The 22,328-nt window shown below is 46.4% G+C and carries 15 protein-coding genes; 6 read left to right on the top strand and 9 right to left on the bottom strand.

Going from position 1 to position 22,328, the window contains the following annotated elements; translation table 11 throughout:
- The first annotated feature begins 315 nt into the window (after positions 1-315).
- Positions 316-1,620, top strand: a complete 1,305-nt coding sequence (locus KJB05_RS26785; protein WP_005437888.1) for a dicarboxylate/amino acid:cation symporter — start codon at positions 316-318, stop codon at positions 1,618-1,620.
- Between the two features lie 95 nt (positions 1,621-1,715).
- On the opposite strand, the gene KJB05_RS26790 is transcribed toward KJB05_RS26785, so the two are convergent.
- The 4 genes from KJB05_RS26790 to KJB05_RS26805 form a co-directional block, all read right to left on the bottom strand.
- Positions 1,716-2,090, bottom strand: a complete 375-nt coding sequence (locus KJB05_RS26790; RefSeq protein ID WP_009698021.1) for a YkvA family protein — start codon at positions 2,088-2,090, stop codon at positions 1,716-1,718.
- Positions 2,091-2,296: 206 nt separating this feature from the next.
- Positions 2,297-3,421 carry a M20 family metallopeptidase gene (locus KJB05_RS26795; protein WP_208445840.1) on the bottom strand — a complete coding sequence of 375 codons (1,125 nt, stop codon included), beginning with the start codon at positions 3,419-3,421 and terminating at the stop codon, positions 2,297-2,299.
- A 9-nt stretch (positions 3,422-3,430) separates the two neighbouring features.
- Positions 3,431-3,898, bottom strand: coding sequence for a YjiG family protein (locus tag KJB05_RS26800; RefSeq protein ID WP_005374849.1), 468 nt, complete (start codon positions 3,896-3,898; stop codon positions 3,431-3,433).
- Positions 3,898-4,638, bottom strand: coding sequence for a nucleoside recognition domain-containing protein (locus tag KJB05_RS26805; protein WP_005437881.1), 741 nt, complete (start codon positions 4,636-4,638; stop codon positions 3,898-3,900). Before KJB05_RS26805 ends, KJB05_RS26800 begins: the two co-directional genes overlap by 1 nt.
- A gap of 422 nt (positions 4,639-5,060) precedes the next feature.
- Here KJB05_RS26805 and KJB05_RS26810 point away from each other — a divergent pair, with 422 nt between their 5' ends.
- Both KJB05_RS26810 and KJB05_RS26815 read left to right on the top strand, forming a co-directional pair.
- Positions 5,061-5,384: a hypothetical protein gene (locus KJB05_RS26810; RefSeq protein ID WP_005447443.1), complete on the top strand. Its 324-nt coding sequence runs from the start codon at positions 5,061-5,063 to the stop codon at positions 5,382-5,384.
- A gap of 91 nt (positions 5,385-5,475) precedes the next feature.
- Positions 5,476-6,192 carry a DsbA family protein gene (locus tag KJB05_RS26815; RefSeq protein ID WP_005447441.1) on the top strand — a complete coding sequence of 239 codons (717 nt, stop codon included), beginning with the start codon at positions 5,476-5,478 and terminating at the stop codon, positions 6,190-6,192.
- Between the two features lie 112 nt (positions 6,193-6,304).
- Here KJB05_RS26815 and KJB05_RS26820 read toward each other — a convergent pair whose 3' ends face one another.
- The 5 genes from KJB05_RS26820 to KJB05_RS26840 all read right to left on the bottom strand — a co-directional run bounded on the left by KJB05_RS26820 (position 6,305) and on the right by KJB05_RS26840 (position 16,654).
- Positions 6,305-8,365 (bottom strand): alpha-amylase, encoded by a 2,061-nt coding sequence (locus KJB05_RS26820; RefSeq protein ID WP_208445841.1) that lies wholly within the window; start codon positions 8,363-8,365, stop codon positions 6,305-6,307.
- Positions 8,366-8,556: 191 nt separating this feature from the next.
- Positions 8,557-9,234, bottom strand: a complete 678-nt coding sequence (gene mtgA, locus KJB05_RS26825) for a monofunctional biosynthetic peptidoglycan transglycosylase (protein ID WP_208445842.1) — start codon at positions 9,232-9,234, stop codon at positions 8,557-8,559.
- A gap of 213 nt (positions 9,235-9,447) precedes the next feature.
- On the bottom strand, positions 9,448-11,676 hold the full coding sequence (glgB, locus tag KJB05_RS26830; protein ID WP_054822348.1) for a 1,4-alpha-glucan branching protein GlgB: 2,229 nt from the start codon (positions 11,674-11,676) through the stop codon (positions 9,448-9,450).
- A gap of 226 nt (positions 11,677-11,902) precedes the next feature.
- Complete coding sequence (malQ, locus tag KJB05_RS26835; RefSeq protein WP_009706504.1) at positions 11,903-14,083, bottom strand: 4-alpha-glucanotransferase; 2,181 nt, start codon at positions 14,081-14,083, stop codon at positions 11,903-11,905.
- A gap of 117 nt (positions 14,084-14,200) precedes the next feature.
- Complete coding sequence (locus tag KJB05_RS26840; RefSeq protein ID WP_009706505.1) at positions 14,201-16,654, bottom strand: glycogen/starch/alpha-glucan phosphorylase; 2,454 nt, start codon at positions 16,652-16,654, stop codon at positions 14,201-14,203.
- 568 nt (positions 16,655-17,222) lie between these two features.
- Here KJB05_RS26840 and malT point away from each other — a divergent pair.
- The 3 genes from malT to KJB05_RS26855 all read left to right on the top strand — a co-directional run bounded on the left by malT (position 17,223) and on the right by KJB05_RS26855 (position 22,327).
- Complete coding sequence (gene malT, locus KJB05_RS26845; RefSeq protein WP_208445843.1) at positions 17,223-19,931, top strand: HTH-type transcriptional regulator MalT; 2,709 nt, start codon at positions 17,223-17,225, stop codon at positions 19,929-19,931.
- An 877-nt stretch (positions 19,932-20,808) separates the two neighbouring features.
- Positions 20,809-21,726: a DUF368 domain-containing protein gene (locus KJB05_RS26850; protein ID WP_005437870.1), complete on the top strand. Its 918-nt coding sequence runs from the start codon at positions 20,809-20,811 to the stop codon at positions 21,724-21,726.
- Positions 21,727-21,901: 175 nt separating this feature from the next.
- On the top strand, positions 21,902-22,327 hold the full coding sequence (locus KJB05_RS26855) for a hypothetical protein (protein WP_005437869.1): 426 nt from the start codon (positions 21,902-21,904) through the stop codon (positions 22,325-22,327).
- Position 22,328: the final 1 nt, after the last annotated feature.

Raw genomic sequence — 22,328 nt, forward strand, 5'->3', positions numbered from 1 at the left:
CAATCAGCAAATGAATAAAAGATGCCTAGTTATGCACTTGGCGTCTTTTACATCATCGTTATGCATCCAGTTTTCTACCACTTGAGAATGTAAGAATTCATTTCTATCGGTTGTAAATTCGATAAATTTGTTAATCAACAAACTTTTCAACCAGTCAAATCGTTAAGATTTGGTTAACATTCTATTTTTTAAAGTGACTAACTTCACATCTATCGACCATTCAGAGGATTATTCTTTCGTATTTTCGCACTCCGCTGCTAATCTGCACGCCGCCTTGAAGTGAACTCAAGGTGCATAACTATAAGGAGTGTTCTCATGAATACCAAGAAACCGATGTCGCTCACCAGCCGCGTAATTTTGGGTATGGTAGCGGGTATCTTGACAGGATTTGCAATTCGCACACTTTTTGCCGACAACGGATTTGTCGACGCATACATTGTTAATGGATTATTCGAAGTTGGTGGACAGATCTTCGTTGCCAGCTTAAAAATGCTTGTTGTACCGCTAGTATTTGTTTCGCTAGTTTGTGGTACCAGCTCTCTAAAAGACCTATCTACATTGGGTCGCATGGGTGGTAAAACCCTTGCTTTCTACGTAGCAACAACCGCTATCGCAATCACACTTGCTCTAACCATGGGTACGCTATTCCAGCCGGGTGCTGGTGCAGACCTAACCGCAGCAAGTTCATTCAAATCAGCAGAAGCGCCATCTTTGGGTCAAGTGATCATTGATATGTTCCCGACTAACCCAATCAGCGCAATGGCAGAAGGTAAAACCCTGCAAGTTATCGTGTTCGCCGTCCTATTCGGTATCGCGATCAGTGCAGCAGGTAAGCCAGGCGAGCGTATCGCAGCATTCTTCTCTGATCTGAATGAAGTAATCATGAAATTGGTTGCGATTCTGATGAACCTAGCACCTTACGGTGTGTTCTTCCTAATGGCAAAGCTGTTTACAGGCCTTGGTCTAAGCGCAATCTTCAACCTTGCTGAATACTTCGTTGTACTAGCAGGTACGCTATTGCTGCACGGTCTTGTGACTTACAGCTTGATGCTAAAAGGCTTCACTGGTCTAAACCCAATTACGTTCCTACGTAAGATGGAAGACGCAATCATGTTTGCTTTCTCTACAGCATCATCGAACGCGACCATTCCAGTGACAATGGAAACAGCTAAGCACCGCATGGGTGTTGAGAACCGCGTATCATCGTTCACAGTACCGCTAGGTGCAACCGTGAACATGGACGGCACGGCGATCATGCAAGGTGTGGCGACAGCGTTCATCGCACAGGCATTCAACATCGACCTAACTATGGGTGACTACCTAATGGTTATCATGACGGCAACATTGGCGTCTATCGGTACCGCAGGTGTTCCTGGTGTTGGTCTAGTAATGCTAGCAATGGTATTGAACCAAGTAGGTCTGCCGCTAGAAGGCATTGCACTTATCATGGGTGTTGACCGTCTACTTGATATGATTCGTACCGCAGTTAACATCACCGGTGACAGCGCAGTGACTATCATTGTTGCTAAATCGGAAGGCGCACTGGATGAAACTCGCTTCAACGATCCAAAAGCTGGGGTCGCCGAAGAAGAAGTGCATCTGAAACGCGCGGAAGCTTAAACCCTTCCAAACTCAATTATCCTGTCTAAATGAAAGCCCCGATGGAAACATCGGGGCTTTTGTTTTATCTGCAATCTAAAGAATAGATAATAACCTTACTCCGTCATCGAACTCAGTTTTTCTCTCGCTTGCTCTTCATGCTCATCGGTGATGGCATTGCCGACCGAGTTCGCCGCTAGAGTCAATGCTGCCATGTCATCGGTAAAGCCGACACCTGCTAACACGTCTGGCACCATATCTGTTGGTAGGACGAAGTAAGCCAACGCGCCACCTAAGATAGCCTTGTGGCGAACAGATGTATTGGAATCTGCCATCGCGAGCCATGATTTAATGCCCATAACAGCAATCTCTTCACCTGCTTTCTTGACGGAATTTTTCATTTTACGCCAGAAAGTTTTCTCATCTGGCGCTTGCATCGTTTGGTCTAAGACGTCATCGGACGCCGAATTTACAGACATGCTTGTGGTCATCGTGCCTCCTAAACTTATGACTGTGGCATAGATATTAAGACGATGAACCTGAACGTAGGATTAATAGCGAGTAATGATAATGAAGAAAGGAAGCCAATTGGCTAGATAAAAAAATCCCCAAACCGAAGTCCGGAGATTATTACCTTGGAAACAAAAAAGTTTTGAAACCAAAAGCTTTGGGAACCAAGCTTTAGAAGCAGAATGCCTTATTGAGCAATCTTCTCCAGTACACGCATCAGCATTTTGATACGTGGTTCGATAGACTCAAGTAACAAGTACTCTTGATCGCTGTGGAAGCCCGCACCGATAGGTCCTAGACCATCCAAAGTTGGAACGCCTAGAATCGCCGTGTTGTTTGCATCAGAGCCACCACCGACTTCTTTCCAGTTGATGTCGATCGCCAGTTCACTTGCCGCTTCTTCAACTAATGTCATTAAGCTTTCTGTTTGTGAGCTTGGCACCATAGAAGGCTTATAAGCTTCACGAACCAACTCAATGCTCACGCCATCAACAAATGGTGTTTCCAGCATACCGTTTAGCTTGCTGTCGACATCATCGTATTCTTCGTTGCTCCAGAAACGCACATCCACGATCGCTTCAGCATGTTCCGGGACGATGTTCGCACCGTTACCGCCAGAAACAATACCGACATTCAGCGTAGTACCAGATTCAAAGTTGGTCATTGCATTGACTGCGAGAATCCAATTCGCCATCTCAGTGATTGCGCTGCGACCATTTTCTGGCTCGTTACCTGCGTGAGCAGCAACGCCATTAAAGGTCATTTTGTAGCGAGCCATGCCTTTGCGCGCTTTCACTAAACCGCCATCTGCACGTGCTGCTTCTGCAACCAGTACATTCTTAGCGTTTTTTGCTACTGATTGAATCCAATCCACAGAGTCCAGAGAACCCGTCTCTTCATCTGGGTTCATGCAGATAGCGATAGACAGCTTATCCAACACTACTTGGTCTAGGTTGCGCATCGCGTATACGATGTTCAGCAAACCCGATTTCATGTCCGAGACGCCTGGACCGTAAGCTTTCTCTGCATCTTGAGACATTGGACGAAGTTCAGCAGTACCCACAGGGAACACGGTATCCATATGACCAATCAGCATCACATCGATTTGCTCAGCTTCCGGCTTATTTCGAACTTCGAGACCGATGCCCGCTCTGCCACAGTCGATGCGTTTTACGCTCCAATCTGACATCGCTTGGTACTTCTCTTCAAATTGAGAAGCGATAAACTCGATACCATCAGTAGTGTAAGTGCCACAATCCACATTAATTAGCGGACGTAGCTCTTCTAGGTATTCATTTAGAGAGAATTGCATGACTCACTCCTAGACAAACAGATTCATCACCAGCATTGCGCCAAACGCGTTCAATACTGAGATTGCAATCATAACTGGGATGTAACGACCTTCAGTACCAATTGGGCCCATGATACGACCCATGTACTGAACTTGAGAGCCCATTAGGTAGATAGCAGGCGCAAGAATCGCAATGTGCGTGCCGTTCAGGATACCTTGGTCAAACAGTGTAATCACTACGCCAACCGCGCCGCCCATCGACATCCAAGCCCCGATCAATACCGCTGCTGCTTCACCCGGAAGACCAAACACTGCCATGATTGGAGAGAACACAGTGCCCATCAGATCCAGCGCACCAGTGATTTGCAGCGCTTTGATGATAACGAACGCCATCAATACGTTAGGCACCGTAGAGGTAGTCGCAATCACCCAACCTTTCTTAGCACCTTCGACGAAGATATCCGTCACCATTGGTTTTTTCGCTTTAACGTCACCCATTATGCCGTCTCCTCTTTTAGGTTCTCTGATTTGTTTTGGTCTTGCTTGTCTTCTTTACCTTCCGTCATGTTTAGGTAGATACGGAACAGGTTCGCACCGATGATCTTGAATGCGAACATCACCACAACCGCTAAACCAATAGAAGAAGTTACCGCTAGAGAGCCGTCAGCCATCGTCAATGTGAACAGCACAGCGCCTGATGAGAAGAAGTTCACGATGGTTGCACCTGCAGTGAACTGGAACATCGTAAATACATCCGTTTCACGCTTAGTTAGGTGACCTTCATCTTTTAGCTGACGCGTCATAGCTGCACCTGCATCGGTACTTTGTAGAGAAGCAATCAGAGCCAGACCAGAGTTACCAGGGATGCCCATTAGAGGACGTAAAAGAGGAGTAAGAAGCTTACGAGCGGCTTCAAGTGCACCGTAGTGCTCAAGTACGTTGATCATACCTAATGCGAACATAACGGTTGGAATCAAAGTAAGTGCGAAAATGAAACCGTCACGAGCACCGCTACCGCCAGTACCGCGGAAAGAGGTAGTCGCAGCTTGTACCGCGCCATCCGCACCTTCCGTTACGCCGTAAGCCACTTTACCGAAAGAGCCATTAAGCGTTGTAAAGTCGAATACACCGTACCATTCGTTGGATTGCATCAGACCAGAAAAGAACACAACCGCAAACGCGAGTGCAATGTAACACCCGATCGTCACCTTGCGTTCAGCATGAACAGGGCTTGTCATAAATTCACCTATATATGTGGAACAGAACGCATAGATGATCCCCTGAACGACGTGCTAGAGAGATGATCAAAATCAATCCATTTACCGAACAGTCATGCTGCTTAGTTATGAAGTTTTATTTTATGATTTGAATCACATTTAAAAGATAATAAATATTTATGACCAAGATAAGGTAGATTTATCTGAGAATCAGCAAGTTCAATCCATTAACAAAGCAAGTTAAAGTTTGGAACAAGTTTGCTATTAGCCACATTCTCGACGTGCTTCATGATTTGTTGCTTATTTAAGATTTCTTGACCGAAAACTAACAAATTTTCTGTGCAATTTAATTTAGGGTGGTGCGGTCATTACTTAGAGACTTACTCAGGGTTTGCCTTTTGCTTCGATCACAATCCAACATCGCTCGATGGACACTCGCCCTTGTGGCTTGGGTTGTCGTGATCTGTTTAAGTAAAAATGTAGGTCTCTTTCAATCTTGTCCTCTCATTGGCGATCAAGTGACGACTGAGCATGCCACTGGGCAACAGCAAAAGAGCGAAAAAGGACTGACTAAGCAGTGTGAATTGTCTGAAAAACTGATTCAGGTTTCACAAAACCATCTCGACAGCTTCATTGTCCCCTTATTCCTATTTGCGTTTGTCTTGCTGTCTATCAGTGGCAGCGAGCGCAATGCTTTCCGCCATCATACTGAACCGATACCCGACAAATATCGGGTGCACCTCAAGCTATGTGTGTTTAGAGAATAAAACCCGATTGCTATTCACCCCCCAAATCAATTGTTTTATTTTTAATCACTTCGCACAAGAAACGCGAAGAAAAAGAGTTTTAGGAAAAATCATGAAATTCACTCGCACACTATTAACTGTGGTTATCGCACTTGTTCCGCTATTTTCACACGCAGCAGAAAAAACGTCAGAAGAGAAGCTGCAAGAAATTACTCAACTGCTGAAAGAAAACCCGCAGATCCTCGACGCACTACATCAGAATCTGCAAGATTATGTCGCTTATCAAAAGACCTTCAACGCGACATTGGATGAAGCACGCGCGTATTTGAATGACGGCAAGCACTCTTACTTCGGTGCAGAGAATCCAGAGCTGACGATCATCAACGTGACCGATTACAGCTGTCCTTTCTGTAAACGCCTTGAAGGAGAGTTGGTGAAGGTAGAGAAAGAATACCCACAGGTAAAAGTGCTGAACATGACTGTATCGTTCAAAGAACAGTACGAAAAGAACGGTTACAACTCGGCAAGTTACGCATTGAACGTTTGGCAGAACCAACATGACAAGTACAAAGAAGTGCACGACTTGTTGGTGAAGAAGCCGGGTCCACATGATGCAAGTTCACTACAAAAAATCGCTAAGAAGACCGGCACAGAAGCACAGCTTGTTGACGACAAAGAGACCAAAGCGTTGTTGGATAAAAACTACGAGTACTTCACTCGCTTAGGTCTACGAGGCACACCAGCGATCATCATTAATGACCAAGTCATTCCGGGTTATGTACCTTTCGAGGAGCTTGAGAAAGTCATCGACCAAGAGCTAAAGAAATAACTATTGAAATAGATAGCTATTGAAATAGTAAGTAAACATCAAAAACAACAAAGCCCTTCCCTGAGAACTCAAGGAAGGGCTTTTTCTATCTAGGCTTAAAACGAAGTTCTAACTACTTGTCACGCCCCACAAACGCTACAACGACTTTGTCATTGTTAAGCGAACGAGAGAACACGTACGCGCCTTCTTGTTGAATCACTTGATGCTGACCTGCACCAATCGCTGAGTGCGCTTTACGGAACTGACCAAGGGTTTGCCAATGTTTGAGCAGCGCTTGCTTCTCATCCGATAGCTTCCATACCATGTCAGAGCGTGTGCCTTGGTGGAAATCGTCCGCGTAAGGACCAATGTTACGACCAACTTCATCACCATAGTAAACCTGAACAGCACCAGGGCTTAGAAGCAGTGCATTCGCGGCGTTACGCTGCATGCCGTAATTTTTGAAGCGAGAGAAGAATAACTCCGTATCGTGAGAAGACATGTAGCTCACAGGGTTGAAGTCTTTCTCATTGGCGATAGTATCTGCGTAACTTTGGTAGGTGTCTGCCATTTGGCTGAAACACGCCGCGCCTTTGTCTAACTTCTTCTGCATATCGAAGTTAATCAACGCATCAAAGCCATCGTCAAAGTAAGGGCTGCGATATGCGGTATGTCCCCATACTTCCCCCATCATCCAGAATGGCTGACCTGACTTACCGTTCTCTTTACGCCACTGCTCAAGACTGCTTGAAGCCTCTTCTTTTAGGCGCTTCCACACATCACCTTCAACGTGCTTCACCGTATCGACACGGTAACCATCAATACCAAAGCGTTTCACCCAATCAGTTTGCCACTCAATCAAGTAATCCGAGACGGTGTAATTGTCACGCGCCTCTACACTAGTACCAGGGTTATCCAATAGCCACTGCGCAGGCTTCACGGCTTTGTCTGATTCAGTGATAAAGTCTGGCAAACCCGCCAATGACATAGTGATATCACTGCTGCCCGGAGCTGGGTATCCCGGTAGACCTGTTCTTACCCAGTCACCGCCCCACCATTTCGCCCAGTTTGGACTCTGGTAATCAATATTCTGGTGGTAGCTATGCCAGTTTTCGCCCGCTTTTGGTTGCCAATCCCCCCACTTCTTCGGTAGGTCAGCGTTTGGTTTTAACACCTCAATACCGTCAAATTGCAAATCGGCTAGCGTTGAGTAGCCAGTGTGGTTGATTACAGCATCCATCAAGACTTTGAGACCACGTTTGTGTGCCTCTTCCACCAGCTTTTTAAGATCAGCTTCGTTACCGAAGTTCTCATCAATCTTGGTAAAGTCACGCGTCCAGTAACCGTGGTAAGCGTAGAATGGGAATGAGCCGCTATCGCCGCCACCCACAAAGCCGTGTACTTGCTCAACGATTGGCGATAACCAAATCGCATCTGTACCTAGGCTCTTGATGTAGTCCAGTTTCTCAATCACGCCTTTTAGGTCACCACCGTGGAAGGTGCCGATCTCTTCTTTACCGTCTTTCTTGCGACCATAGCTGTTGTCATTGCTGGTATCAGCATTATTGAAACGGTCGACCATCACGAAGTAAATGTTGGCATTGCGATAATCAAACGGCACTGCTTCTTTGTTTTTCTTCACTGGCTCTAGTAGCACCAAGCCGCCTGAATCTTTGCTTGGTGTCAGCGATACTTGCTGATCTTTTACTTCGACCATTTGCCCAGAGTAAGCATCACGCAACTTGGTGCCATCTGGGAAACTGTCACCTAACGCAATGGTGACTTCGCCGCCTTGGTAAACCTCACATTGCACTTGTGGGATTGGGCGTTTGAATTCTGTCTTCGCGGCTTTCTTAGGTTCACGCTTGAAGCGCAGTGTTTTCGCTTCCGCATCAAAAGCAAAAGAGTAATCGCCAGTAAAACGGATTTTTAACGGCAGTTCTGTTGGTTTTCCACAGTTCAGCGCGATAGGTTTATTGAATTTAACCTTCTGACCATCAGGCGCCACACAGTCGCCTTCAACACCCGTGATTTTGAGCGTATAGCCATCTTTGGTTAATGGCACAACCAAAGGCTGCTCTGCACTTAAAGGAAAGTCACGGCTGTTGGTCGTGGTAGAAATGGTGATGTTTGGCTCGGCGATGGCACTTGCCGATGCAAGCAATAAGGTAGTCGTAATCAGATTCAGTTTCATCGTTCAATCCATTGGTTGCGCATAGGCGCAGTATTCGTGTTGTAGTTTTATTCACACTAATAGTAAATGGATGAAAAACTGAGCACATCATTCTATAAGGCTACGCCCTAAAGCTTGTGACGCTTCACATTTTGCTTTTATTGGGGCGTAGTTCTATTTACGGACACAGGATAGGTGAGGAAAAGAGAAACTTATAACTCGACGCTGCCAAGATTGCGCATCTGGGTCAGGGCCCAATTGGTGCGGTGTTGGGTGTAGTTAGTGTTCGGATACACTTTGATCTTGTAAGGATTCGGCAGAACCACCGCTAACCTCGCCGCTTGCCATTGAGTCAGTTGGCTGGCATGAATACCGTAATAGTTTTGCGCAGCGGCCTCGATACCGTATATACCGGGACCGAACTCCACCACGTTTAAATACACTTCGAGGATGCGTTCTTTACTCCACATCGCTTCCATCAACAAAGCAAAGTAAAGCTCGTACGCTTTGCGCACATAAGAGTGTGCAGGGAACAGAAATACGTTCTTTGCAGTTTGTTGGGTAATCGTGCTCGCGCCGCGAGAAGGTCCGTTCTCACCGGCTTGTGAGATAACAGAAAATAGCGAATCAAAGTCCACTCCATAATGATGAGGAAACTTCTGATCTTCCGTTGCCATTACTGCTAGTTGGATGTTTTTTGAAATATCAGACAGTGGCACCCACTCTTGTTGGCTAGTTTCTGGGTATCCTTCTGGTGGCGAGATCATACGACTGATCTTCCATCCCCACAGTGGCGGATTTACATACTTGACGAAACCTACCAACAACACAGGAGTCAGTAACAAAACTAATGAAATTTTGAATAGAAACGACTTCAGTCTTTTCAGCATGCTTTATTTGCCTAGCCAGAGTAAGGGATACGCCACTGATGATTCTCTATTTGTGGCTGTTTAATTAAATGGGAGCGAAGATTGCCTGATTCAAGGTAGAACAACAAGGTTACAAGGTCAAAAGTTGGTTAAAAAAAGCCCGATTTACAATGTAAAGCGGGCTTGGTATTGATTGTGTGTTTTGGCTAGTTAAGTTTGTTTTGCGAACTCAACTTACTTTGCCAGTTTGTAGAATACAGTTGATAGTGGCGGTAAACGAAGCTCAAGAGACTGAGGCAGCGATTCGCTTTCTACTTCTTCTGTTTCTACGCTGGTTAGCACTTCAAAATCGCTGCCATCGTATTTCACATCATCAGTATTCAACAGAAGCTCGTATTTACCTTCCATTGGAACACCTAAACGGAAACGCTCATGCGGCACTGGTGTGAAGTTACTGATCACCAATACACGCTCGCCGTTTTGGCTAATACGTTCATGTGCAAGAATGCTCGAATCGGCTTCGTCTTGAAGGCGCCATTCAAAGCCAGCAGGCACACAATCTTGATCGTGCATCGCCGCTTCGTTGCGGTACAAGTGGTTTAAGTCACGAATCAGTGCTTGCACGCCTTGGTGACGTCCAAATTCCAATAAGAACCATTGCAACTGGTCATCGTGGTTCCATTCTGCTGTCTGGCCAAGCTCTGCACCCATGAAGTTTAGCTTCTTACCCGGTTGACCGTACATGTAACCGAAGTAAGCACGCAAGTTCGCCGTTTGTTGCCATTCATCACCCGGCATCTTGTTATGGATAGAGCCTTTGCCGTACACCACTTCATCATGAGATAGCGACAGTACGTAGTTCTCGCTGTGTGCGTAAACAAGCGGGAACGTGATGGTATTGTGGTGGTACTTGCGGTGAATAGGATCTTCTTGGATGTAAGAAAGACTGTCGTGCATCCAACCCATATTCCACTTAAAGCCAAAGCCTAAACCGCCCATAAAGGTCGGCGCGGATACACCCGGGAATGCGGTTGATTCTTCTGCAATGGTCATTGCGTTCGGGAAGTGTTTGTACACTTCTTCGTTCATCCACTTCAGTGTTGCGATCGCATCGTAGTTCTCGTTGCCACCATCGGCGTTCGGGATCCACTGATCGTGGCTGCGTGAGTAATCTAGGTAAAGCATCGACGCAACAGCATCAACGCGGATTCCATCAATATGGAATTGCTCGAACCAGTACAGCGCGTTAGACACTAGGAAACGGCGCACATGCTCACGACCTAGATCGTAGATGTAAGAGTTCCAATCTTGGTGCCAACCACGGCGAGGGTCTGGATCGTGGAACAGAGGCGTACCATCAAAATTCGCTAAGCCATGATCATCCGATGGGAAGTGCGCTGGTACCCAATCCAGTACCACGCCCAAACCAGCTTGGTGACATGCATCAACGAAGAACTTGAAATCATCCGGAGAGCCGTAACGACTGGTCGGCGCAAACAAGCCAACAGGTTGGTAACCCCAAGAGCCAAAGAACGGATGTTCGGAAACTGGCATCAGCTCAACGTGGGTGTAGCCCATATCTACAAGGTAAGGTACTAATTCAGCGGCCAGTTCACGGTAGTTTAGGAAGTCGCCCTCTTCGTTGCGCTTCCAAGAACCCGCGTGCAGTTCGTAGAAAGACAGCGCTTCATCACGCTTTTGTGTCACTGGGCGGTTTTGCCATTTTGCGTCTTGCCATTGGTAACGGTTGTGATCGTATGTGATCGATGCAAATGACGGGTATTGCTCTGAGTAGAAGCCCCAAGGGTCTTGTTTATGAGGAAGCCCTTCCCCATTCGGACCTTTGAGTTCAAATTTGTATTGTACGCCCTCTTCCAAACCAGGAATGAACAGGCCCCAGATACCATAGTCTAGGCGTTGCATTGGATGACGACGGCCATCCCACTGGTTAAAGCTACCCACTAGGCTGATAGCTGATGCATGAGGTGCGTAAACAAGGAAACGAACGCCTGAGATGTTTTCGCCACCGCGCTCGATGGTCACAAATTGTGAACCCATGTAGCGGTACATGTCTTTTGGTGTGTGTAGGTGTTCGTATTCTTGGTAGATGTTGTGGTATTGGTAAGGGTCGTCAATAAGCTGTTCTACACCATTCCAGTCTACTGCGAGTTGGTAATGCGTTAGATGCAAGTCGCGCTTGTCTTTTAAGATGAAGCCGCTTTCATCTTCACGCTCTAGCTCAATTCGAGGTTCGCCGCTGATAACCAATTCAACTTTGTCTGCACCCGGCATCCAAACACGTAACGATCCTTCGCCGTCAGCAATGAATGGACCAAGTGACGCAAACGGGTCTGAGTAAGCCGCCTCAGCTAGTAATTCGTAGGCGCGTTCGTATTTTTTCTTTACCTTGGTTTTCAAATCTTTCTCCCTAGCACCGATATTCTCCTTATGGTTTTTGAACATCGGATTTCCTCAGCCAAACGTTGTGAATTCACACAATTATAAAAGACCCAATCCTATTCAAACATTGAATAAAACGGCGTCAAAAAACAAAAATGCCCGCTATTGTTGCGGGCATAATAACGGTACTTCATCCTAACGGATTGTGCCGATTTAATGAGTGACCTAGGCTGTACTTTCGTACCTTGGCGCAATTAAATTCGCGAATTCCTACATCACTCATTCCACCTTATTTGCTCGCTTTCGCGCGCACTTCAGTGAGGCGCTTAGAAATACGGTTTACGTCTTCGCGGCTGAAGATTTCATCTAGGTTCATAGACAGTTTACGACGCCAGTTTGGATACTCATCTACCGTGCCAGGAATGTTGACCGGTTGGTCCATTTCTAGCCAGTCTTCAAGCTGAACACTCAGTAGTGCTGAGTCACCCGCAGCAACGTGCAATTGAAGCGCTTCGCTTAGGTGGCAATCCATTGGAACGTACTGTGCGTCATGGCCGATGCCTTCTGGCAGGTAACCATGCCAACGAACGCTGTCTAGGATGCCTTGCTTACACTTCAGGCGGTCATCAAACAGACCTTCTAATTGTTGCTCGTCTGGGTACAGACCGATTTCACGACCCATCTTCAAGTCATCACAGTGCCAGAAGCCACGTAGTGTTGGCATATCGTGCGTACACAACGCCGCCATAGACTGCTCAGCGTAGTGCTTCGGAGAAATAAAGCCGCCGTCGTCTTTTGATGTTTCGAAGAAGAACACTTTGTATGAGTGAACGCCTGCGTCACGTAGGATATCTACGATTTCATCAGGCACAGTACCCAAGTCTTCACCGATTACAGAACACTGATGACGATGAGATTCTAGCGCTAGGATTGCTAGCATGTCTTCAACTGGGTAGTACAGGTAAGCGCCTTCTGTCGCTTTCTCGCCTTTTGGAATCCACCATAGACGAAGTAGACCAAGAACGTGGTCAATACGCAGTGCGCCACAGTGTTTCATGTTTGCACGCAGTAGCTTGATGTATGCATCGTAGCCTGTTGCTTCCAACACTTGTGGGTTTAGCGGTGGTAGACCCCAGTTTTGGCCTAGTGGACCAAGCACATCTGGTGGCGCACCGATGCTTGCATCCAATACTAGCGCGCCGTCATCAGCCCAAGTCTCGCTGCCTGAATCTGCAACACCTACAGCAAGGTCGCGGTACAGACCAACTGTCATACCTTTTTCTTCAGCTAGCGCTTGCGCTTCTTTGATTTGATCGTCTGCAATCCACTGTAGGTACATGTACAGGTGAACACGATCTGCGTTGTCTTTGATGTATTTCTGAGTTGCTGCTGCATCGAACGTGCGGAACTTCTCAGGGAATACCGGCCAACCCCAAACGCTTGAATCTTCAGCGTGTAGCTCACCGTGCAATGCATCAAATGCCGCTTGGTGAAGTAGGCTCTCGCCGCCAATTTCTACGAACTCTAGGAACGCACGAGCACGGTCTGTGTTCTTGTCTAGATGGCGCGCTTTAAACTCGCTAAATAGCAACGGAAGAATGCTCATCTTAAGCTCAGACACTTCGGTGTAGTTCACCCAGTGTGATTCACGTGCTTTTTGTAGACGTTGCTGGAATTCGGCGCTGCCAACACGTTGCTGTGCTTCTGCACTTAGTGCGAACTCAGGCACAGAGCTTACGTCGATGTACATGATGTTCAACCAACGACGAGAAGACGGGCTGTATGGGCTCGCACCTTCTGGGTTCGCTGGGAACAATGAGTGAATAGGGTTCAAACCAATGAAGTCACCGCCACGAGATGCGATGTCACTCACCAACTGCTTCAGATCACCGAAGTCACCGATACCCCAGTTGTGCTGAGTACGCAGTGTGTAAAGCTGGATGCTTGGGCCCCATAGCTTTTTGTGTTGGTTTAGGTCTTCTTGTTTGAAACACGCTTTAGGTGTGATGATCAGCGACATTTCGTAAGGAGTCTTGCGACGCTTACGGCTGATGATCAGTTTGTGGTAACCCCATGCCAAGTTCTTTGGCAATGCAAACACTAGAGGGCCACCCTCAGCTCGTTCATCACGAACAATTTGCGACTGAAGATAGCCTTCAAGTACCTCTCCTTGTTCTGTTTCTAAACGCCAGCTAAATTCGCTCTCGCGAGCACTCGTACCTAGGTTTAGTTCCACTTCGACTGGTTCGCCGTCGCGTAAAACAAGAACAGGGGCTAGTACGTCTTTCTTATGTTTTTTCTCAGCAGAAGCCAATAGCTTCTCATCGCTGCTAGTATCGTAGCCAAGTGAAGTGAGCAAGCGGCGCAGTGTTTCTTCAGAAACTTTTGCCTCGTCTCCCCACGCGCTGACGTAGCTATCAGCTAATCGCGCCATGTCTGCGACTTTCTTTAGTGCTGTTTGTTCTTTCATCGCTTTCTCCGAAGGTAATACCAACACCTTCCATGTAGGGTTTTATTGTTATCAATAACTAATCTTTAAAAATGACCAAAGGTAGCGCTCGGCTACCTTGGTCTTAACTGGGTTCTATTAGCGTTTCACCGCTTCAAGTTTCCAGATGTTGTTCACGTAGTCGCGGATAGAGCGGTCTGATGTGAACTTACCAACTAGGGCAGTGTTAAGAATCGCTTTCTTAGCCCAACCTGCTTGGTCTTTGTATTGTTTGCCCATTTCTTCATGCGCTTTCACATAAGATGCGAAGTCAGCAAGACATAGGTATGGGTCACCGCCATCTAGTAGGCTATCGAATGTAGCGCGTAGTAGGCCTGGTTGACCTGGCGTAAACTCTTCACCTGTTAGTAGGTCTAGAGACGCTTTCAGTAGGTGATCTGCGTTGTAGTAGTCGTATGGGTTGTAGCCAGCTGCTTTAACCGCTTTCACGCCTTCAACATCAAGACCGAAGATATAGATGTTCTCGTCGCCCACTTCTTCACGAATCTCAACGTTAGCACCATCCATCGTACCGATAGTTAGGGCACCGTTAAGAGCCATCTTCATGTTACCTGTACCAGATGCTTCTTTACCCGCTAGCGAGATTTGTTGTGAAACGTCTGCCGCAGGGATGATGATCTCAGCCATGCTCACGCGGTAGTCAGGGATGAATACCACTTTCAGTTTGTTACCGATGCGAGGATCGTTGTTGATCTTCTCTGCAACCTTGTTCACTGCGAACATAATTTCTTTCGCTAGGTGGTAGCCCGGTGCTGCTTTCGCTGCGAAGAAACATACGCGTGGCTCACACTCGAAACCAGGTTCGTTCAGGATGCGGTGGTATAGAGACAGAATGTGTAGCAGATCTAGGTGCTGACGCTTGTACTCGTGTAGACGCTTGATTTGAACGTCGAAGATAGCGTTAGTATCTAGCTCGATACCCATGTTATCTAGAACCCAATCAGCAAGACGCTGTTTGTTTTCTTTCTTAACAGCCATGAATTCTTTTTGGAATTTCGCGTCTGTTGCGTATTTAGCAATGCCTTCTAGCTGCTCTAGTTTCGCAGGCCATTCTGGACCCACTTTCTCAGTGATTAGCTTAGATAGACCTGGGTTACAGAACTTCAGCCAACGACGAGGAGTGATACCGTTCGTTACGTTGTGTAGACGAGTTGGGTACATCTCGTGGAACTCTGGGAATAGGTCTTTCTTAACCAATTCAGAGTGAAGTGCTGCTACACCGTTTACTGCGTAAGAACCGATTACACATAGGTTAGCCATGCGAACCATGCGGTTGAAACCTTCTTGGATGATAGAAAGCTTCGCTTGCTTCTCACCGTCACCAGGCCACATCTTACGAACTTCTTGTAGGAAGCGGTGGTTGATTTCAAAAATGATTTCCATGTGACGTGGAAGTAGACGCTGGATTAGCGACTCTGGCCATGTCTCTAGTGCTTCTGGAAGTAGCGTGTGGTTAGTGTACGCGAATGTCTGAGAACTGATTTCCCATGCTGCTTCCCAAGTAAGACCTTTTTCGTCCACTAGGATGCGCATTAGCTCAGGGATAGCAATTGTTGGGTGCGTATCGTTAAGCTGAATAGTCTCTTGCTTCGGTAGATCCGCTAGCGAGTAACCTGCTGCTTCGTGGCGACGTAGGATGTCGCGTACAGATGCTGCTGAGTGGAAGTACTGTTGCATTAGACGCAGTGTTTTACCTTTCTCGTGGTTATCGTTCGGGTAAAGCACTTTAGTGATGTTGCCTGCGTCGATCAGCGCGTGCTGAGCTTCGAAGTAATCACCGTTGTTAAAGCTTTCTAGTGAGAATGGTGCGATTGCCTGACATTCCCAAAGACGTAGAGGGTAAACCGTGTCTGATTCGTAACCTACGATAGGTAGATCCCAAGGCATTGCTTTTACAGACATGCCAGGAACCCATTTACGAACTTCTTTACCGTTTTCGTTTACCACTTCAACGTGACCGTAGAAGCCGATTTCTTGCGCTAGCTCAGGGCGAGCCACTTCCCAAGGGTAACCTTCTACACCACGCCATGCGTCTGGTGCTTCTTGTTGACGGCCGTCTTTGAACGACTGCTTAAATAGACCGTATTCGTAATGCAGGCCGTAACCTACAGTTGGGAATTCTTGAGCCGCACATGAATCCATGAAACATGCTGCTAGACGACCTAGACCACCGTTACCCAGTGATGGGTCGCGTTCTTCTTCTAGAAGGTCTGTTAGGTTGTGACCTAGCTCAGCCATAGCTTCAGTGATCTCTTCGTAAAGACCCATGCTGATTAGGTTGTTACCAGTCAAACGACCGATAAGGAATTCTAGTGAAAGGTAGTTAACGCTTTTCGCTTCTTGGATGCGAGCGTCTGCTTCAGTAGCAAGCAAATCACAAGTCGTAAACTCAGCCAATGCACGACCCATTGCTAGGTACCATGCGCGGCTATCTGCATTTTCAACCGTGTGAGCGTAAGTTACAGATAGGTGTTTCTTTACGCTTTCTTGGAACGACTTCTTGTCAAATTGTTTCTGTTGAGTAGGTTTCATTAAGAAATTCTCACGTCTTTTAGTAATTCATCTGCCATACATCGTGCATTTCCCTCTGTGAATAAACATCCTCCCATTTATCCTCCCTAGAAGGAGGAGGGGGTAGGGCGTAGAGGGCGTAAGGTTGCAAACTTAGTGATCCAAATCGCAACACAGCAGCCTATAACCCTATTCTTAGTGATTCGGATCACAGCCAACTTTGAGAAAGGTTAAATTTTGTTCATGACGTTTTTTATTCGACAACTCTAATCTGATGTAAAAACTGTCTTAGTGATCACATTAAGCCTTTTAACATCGATAAATTTTCCGTAATAGATGTGCAACTCTTTCTACATGGGATCAATACCACCGGCTTTTAAGTGACCAGAATCACAAATACAGGGCGTAGTTGGTGGCATTTGCAGCAACCCTTGAGAATTAGGAAGTGGATCAAAGTAACAACCGATTCTGTTGTCGTAACATCGCAAACGACTCACCAGCCTGTACACTTTTTACACAAACTAGAATTTAGTGGTGTGAGTCAGTTTCTAGTTTCGCTAGCTCAAAAAATTTAAGGACAGAATTAATAATGTGGATTCCATCTAAACTTACTCGCCCTGGCCGCTTGCATAATGCGATCGTCCGTCCGCGAGTGTTGGACTTACTACAACAAGCGCCTTACTACAAATTGGTATTGTTCCGCTCGCCTGCTGGTTACGGAAAAACCACCATGGCAGCACAATGGTTGTCAGATAAACCCAACGTAGGTTGGTACAGCATTGATGACAGTGATAACGACGGTTTTCGCTTCGTTAACTATTTGCTTCAAGCTTTAAATAAAGCCACCAACTACAACTGCTCTAACGCTCAGAAATTGGCTGAGAAACGTCAGTTCTCTTCTTTACGCTCTTTATTCAGCGAAGTTTTCGCTGAGATGGCGGATTTTCAGCACGAGTGTTACGTCGTATTAGATGATTATCACCTGATCACCAACGACGAAATCCATGAATCGATGCGCTTCTTCTTAAAGCACATGCCAGACAACCTAACTGTTGTTGTCACAAGCCGTGCAGCTCCGCCGCTGGGGACGGCGAACCTGCGTGTGCGTGATTTGATGATCGAAATTGGCAATGAAATGTTGGCATTCGATACTGAAGAAACCACGCGCTTCTTCAATCTACGCATTGCCGACGGCATCGATGAAGACATGGCAAACAACCTACGCACCTATGTGGAAGGTTGGCCATCAGCGCTGCAGCTTATTGCGCTGCAAGCTCAGCATCAAAACCGCACATTGGCGCAAACCGTAGAATCTGTTTCTCAATTCAATCACGCTCACCTTTGGGATTACTTGGTCGAGGAAGTCTTTGATCTCTTAGATAAAGAGACACGTCACTTCTTAATGCAGGTGTCGGTACTGGACCATTTCAACGATGAGTTAGTGTTTGCACTGACCCAGCGTGAAGACGCTCTTGGCATGATTGAATCACTCAACCGCTACGGCTTGTTCATCTACCCACTGGAAGGTGAGCAAAACTGGTTCCGTTTCCACAACTTGTTTGGCGAGTTCTTGTCGCATGAGCGTCAGGCGCGTATTCCTCAACAAGAAAAAGAGCTTCACCGCAATGCCGCGGTTGCTTGGCTAAAGCAGAAAGCACCACATCAGGCGATCCACCACGCTCAAAAATCTAACGACACCGATTTGATCGTTGAAATTTTGAATGAGTTCGGTTGGAAGATGTTCAACCAAGGCGAGTTAACAACGCTAGAGTCTGCCATCAACCAACTTGATAAAGATCTGCTGTTCAGCCATCCGAAATTGTCGATGCTAAGAGCTTGGCTGGCACAGAGCCAACACCGCTACAACCAAGTTGGTAAGCTATTAGCAGAAGCTGAAGAAGAGCACAAAAAGCGTAATATCGAACTCGACACTGGCTACCAAGGTCAAGCCAATGCCCTACTCGCTCAGGTCGCGATCAACAGTAACCAACCAGAACATGCATTGGAACTTGCCGAGCTTGCGCTTAGCCAACTTGACCCAACCGTATACCGCAGCCGTATCGTAGCGACATCGGTCGTTGGTGAAGTTAACCACGTATTGGGTAAGCTCGACCGCGCATTGCCTATGATGCAACAAACCGAAAAGCTGGCTCGCCAGTATCAGGTTTACCACCAAGCGTTGTGGGCCATCTTGCAGCAAAGCGAAATCATGATCGCGCAAGGTTACGTTCAAGCAGCATTTGAACTGCAAGATTCAGGCTTCCGTCTGATCGAAGACCAGCAGCTTCAGCACGTACCTCTTCATGAATTCTTGCTGCGTATTCGCGCTCAAGTATTGTGGTGCTGGAACCGTTTGGATGAAGCAGAAGAGTGTGCGTACAAAGGTCTGCAAATTCTGGAAAACCACTCGCCAAGCAAGCACTTACATAGCTACTCAATGTTGGCTCGTATTGCAATTGGTCGCGGTGAACTGGATAAAGCTGGCAAATTCATCGAACACATCCAGCATTTGATGAAACAATCGACTTACCACGTTGATTGGACAGCCAATGCCTCACTTTCTCTGATCTTGTTCTGGCAAGCACGTGGGAACACAGAAGCGATTCAAGAATGGTTGAATACAGCCGTTCGTCCTGAATCAGCGTGTAACCACTTCCAGCAACTGCAATGGCGTAACATTGCTCGTGCTCATATCAACCTTGGTCAGTACGACGAAGCACGCCAAGCTTTGGACTTCCTACAAAGCGAAGCGCGACGTACGAACCTAGTGACAGACACAAACCGAAACTTAGTCGTAGAAGCGGTATTTGCTGCGCGTCAGAAAGACGAAGAGCAAGCGAAAGCATTGCTAAAAGAAGCACTAGTGATGACTAACCAAACCGGTATGGTTGGCAACTTCTTAATCGACGGTGCAACCATTGGCGGGTTGTTAGAGAAGCTAAGCCTTCGTCATGAGTTAGGCGATTTAGAACGTCACCGTGCTCAGCAGTTAATGAAAGACATTTCATCTAACCAACGCAGCCGTTCTATTCACTTCGATGAGGACTTTATCGAGAAGCTAGTCAATCACCCGAATGTGCCTGAGCTGGTTCGTACTAGCCCACTGACTCAACGTGAATGGCAAGTACTTGGTCTGATCTACTCTGGCTTTAGTAACGAGCAAATCGCACAAGAGCTGGATGTGGCAGGCACAACGATTAAGACTCACATTCGTAACTTGTACCAAAAGCTCAACATTGCAAACCGTAAGGAAGCGATTGTGACGGCGGAGAACTTGCTGCAATTGATGGGTTACTGATCACTCGAAAGAGAGTAGCTAAACAGGGGTTGGCGTATTGCGTCAGCCCCTTTTTTGTGGGCATTCATGCAAATTGCAAAGCCTGTAAGAAACGTTGTACATATATACGACTTGGAAAGGGCTGGCTATTACACGGCGTTGTTTTCATTGCGCTCGCATCAATAACAACGCTCTGAATCCTGCATCTCAAAGTCACTTGGGTATACGACAGACAAAAAAATAGCCAACCGCAATTAAGGCGATTGGCTTATGTATGATGTGAACAATGTATATTCACTAACAACGTCAGTTGGCTAGGTGACCCTCGGCTTAAGAAGGGTCGAAAAGGATTATGCATTAATCGTGCCAATTTGAAAAGCATTATTTTTGGGCACAAAATCTCATATCAAACCGCCAAGATGTTACAGCATTTGCAATATGCAAAATCAAAATGCAAATTGCAGTTGCAAGTCGCAACACTGTGGCATAAGTGATAAATAAGTCACCAAACGACTTCATTCAACAAATTTATCGATTTTACGCTGACATTTATTCAATCAAGCCCCCCTTTACAGCTGATAACAAATCCGTTTCTTTATCGCGTATCTTTCTGTTTTTATTCACCTAAACTAACCAAAAAGCTTAACGTTGCTAGGTTCTGTTGGCCTTTCAAGCTGATTTTTACAGCGAGTGTTTGCCTAGAATGACTAAGCAATACACTCCTTTCCTTGCCTACAACGATTTTAACCATGCGCCCATCAGAACAAAACTTAACCACGAAAGTTCAATAGATCCTAGATAAGCAATCATTTCGATATCTTCCGAAACACTATTTCATACTTTTTTGACATCAATGTTTGTATACTCACTGCCATCAACATGACTTAGTACTTGAGAAATGAACTATCTAATCACCTACTTTAAAGGAATGGCCATGGGTGCAGCCGATGTTGTCCCTGGCGTATCAGGCGGCACCATTGCATTCATTACCGGCATTTACGACACGCTGCTAGAAAGCATTCGACGTATTAACCCATCACTTTTCTCGATTTGGAAAAAAGATGGCTTCAAAGCCGCATTTAACCATATTAACGGCTTCTTCCTGATTTCACTGTTTGCGGGCATTTTCACTAGCATCGCAACATTGGCAAAACTGATCAGTTGGCTATTAGAAACCCACCCAATTCCAATCTGGTCTTTCTTCTTCGGCCTGATTTTAGTGTCGGTCTACCACATCATTCGCCAAGTAGAGAAACGCGATGCGATTCGCTTTGTTGCTCTCTTAATTGGTATTGGCTTTGCCTACAGCATCACGGTACTCAAACCACTTCACATGGAGCCAACTGCAATCAACACCATTCTTGCAGGTGCGATTGCGATTTGTGCAATGATTCTACCGGGTATCTCAGGCAGCTTTATTTTGCTGTTGATCGGTATGTACGCTCCTGTACTAGGCGCAGTGAAAGGTTTCCAAATTGATATCCTTGCCTTGTTCCTTGTTGGCTGTGTGGCTGGTCTATTGTCTTTCTCTCATCTGTTATCTTGGTTACTGCGCAAATTCCGCGATTTAACGTTGATGTTCCTAACAGGATTGATGATCGGCACGCTACCAAAGATCTGGCCTTGGAAAGAGACGCTAACATGGCGTACGAACTCGAAAGGCGAGCAAGTGCCATTACTAGAGCAAAACCTGTCACCGTTTGAGTTTGAGCACATCACGTCTCAGCCATCGCAACTGGTGTTAGCTGTGATCATGATGCTAGCAGCTATTGCTCTGGTACTTGGTTTAGAAAAGTTTGCGGATTCAAACAAGTAAATCTGAACCACAATTCCATCATTTAAGAAGCGGAGCCATTGGCTCCGCTTTTTTTATTTACGCTCTACAAACGATAAGTTTCAAGATAGTGCACAATTTGTTGAAATTGCGAGTTTTCGTACATCCCATCTGTGCTAGGATGCAGACAATGTTAAGTGATAAATACTGAATCTTAATGAAAGTGTTACAAATCGCAGGGATAGCCGTTGCACTGGTTGCTGGCTTTTACGCGCCTACCCTGATCAAAAACTTCTCTTCAGCGCCCGAGCCTAAGTCGCTCGATGAATACTGTTTCCTCTCTACTGAACCTTGCATCCAACATGATGTTGCGATGACGCTTAGCGTCGATACTGCTCAACCTCTGATCCCAGCTCAGCTCGAAGTCGAATGGCAAGACAGCGAAGCGGATCAGCTTGTATTAAGTTTGGTTGGTCGAGAAATGGAAATGGGCGAGCCAAAATTCATGCTAAAGAAAGTGGCGCCGGGTAAATTCGTGGGCGATGTGACATTGCCCGTTTGTACACAAGATTCGATGACGTGGGTTGGTGAGCTTTCCGACGGTAAAGACACCATCTACCCAGCCCTCAAAATGCAAAGATAAG

Origin of the sequence: Vibrio sp. B1ASS3 (assembly GCF_905175355.1) — a bacterium.
GTDB lineage: Bacteria > Pseudomonadota > Gammaproteobacteria > Enterobacterales > Vibrionaceae > Vibrio > Vibrio owensii.

Bases quoted from the DNA above. Each gene is read 5' to 3' on its own strand.
- malQ (WP_009706504.1), bottom strand. From the start codon at position 14,083: ATGAAAGAACAAACAGCACTAAAGAAAGTCGCAGACATGGCGCGATTA.
- KJB05_RS26855 (WP_005437869.1), top strand. From the start codon at position 21,902: ATGAAAGTGTTACAAATCGCAGGGATAGCCGTTGCACTGGTTGCTGGC.
- KJB05_RS26795 (WP_208445840.1), bottom strand. From the start codon at position 3,421: ATGCAATTCTCTCTAAATGAATACCTAGAAGAGCTACGTCCGCTAATT.
- KJB05_RS26805 (WP_005437881.1), bottom strand. From the start codon at position 4,638: ATGACAAGCCCTGTTCATGCTGAACGCAAGGTGACGATCGGGTGTTAC.
- mtgA (WP_208445842.1), bottom strand. From the start codon at position 9,234: ATGCTGAAAAGACTGAAGTCGTTTCTATTCAAAATTTCATTAGTTTTG.
- KJB05_RS26840 (WP_009706505.1), bottom strand. From the start codon at position 16,654: ATGAAACCTACTCAACAGAAACAATTTGACAAGAAGTCGTTCCAAGAA.
- KJB05_RS26850 (WP_005437870.1), top strand. From the start codon at position 20,809: ATGAACTATCTAATCACCTACTTTAAAGGAATGGCCATGGGTGCAGCC.
- glgB (WP_054822348.1), bottom strand. From the start codon at position 11,676: ATGTTCAAAAACCATAAGGAGAATATCGGTGCTAGGGAGAAAGATTTG.
- KJB05_RS26785 (WP_005437888.1), top strand. From the start codon at position 316: ATGAATACCAAGAAACCGATGTCGCTCACCAGCCGCGTAATTTTGGGT.
- KJB05_RS26815 (WP_005447441.1), top strand. From the start codon at position 5,476: ATGAAATTCACTCGCACACTATTAACTGTGGTTATCGCACTTGTTCCG.
- KJB05_RS26790 (WP_009698021.1), bottom strand. From the start codon at position 2,090: ATGACCACAAGCATGTCTGTAAATTCGGCGTCCGATGACGTCTTAGAC.
- KJB05_RS26800 (WP_005374849.1), bottom strand. From the start codon at position 3,898: ATGGGTGACGTTAAAGCGAAAAAACCAATGGTGACGGATATCTTCGTC.
- malT (WP_208445843.1), top strand. From the start codon at position 17,223: ATGTGGATTCCATCTAAACTTACTCGCCCTGGCCGCTTGCATAATGCG.
- KJB05_RS26820 (WP_208445841.1), bottom strand. From the start codon at position 8,365: ATGAAACTGAATCTGATTACGACTACCTTATTGCTTGCATCGGCAAGT.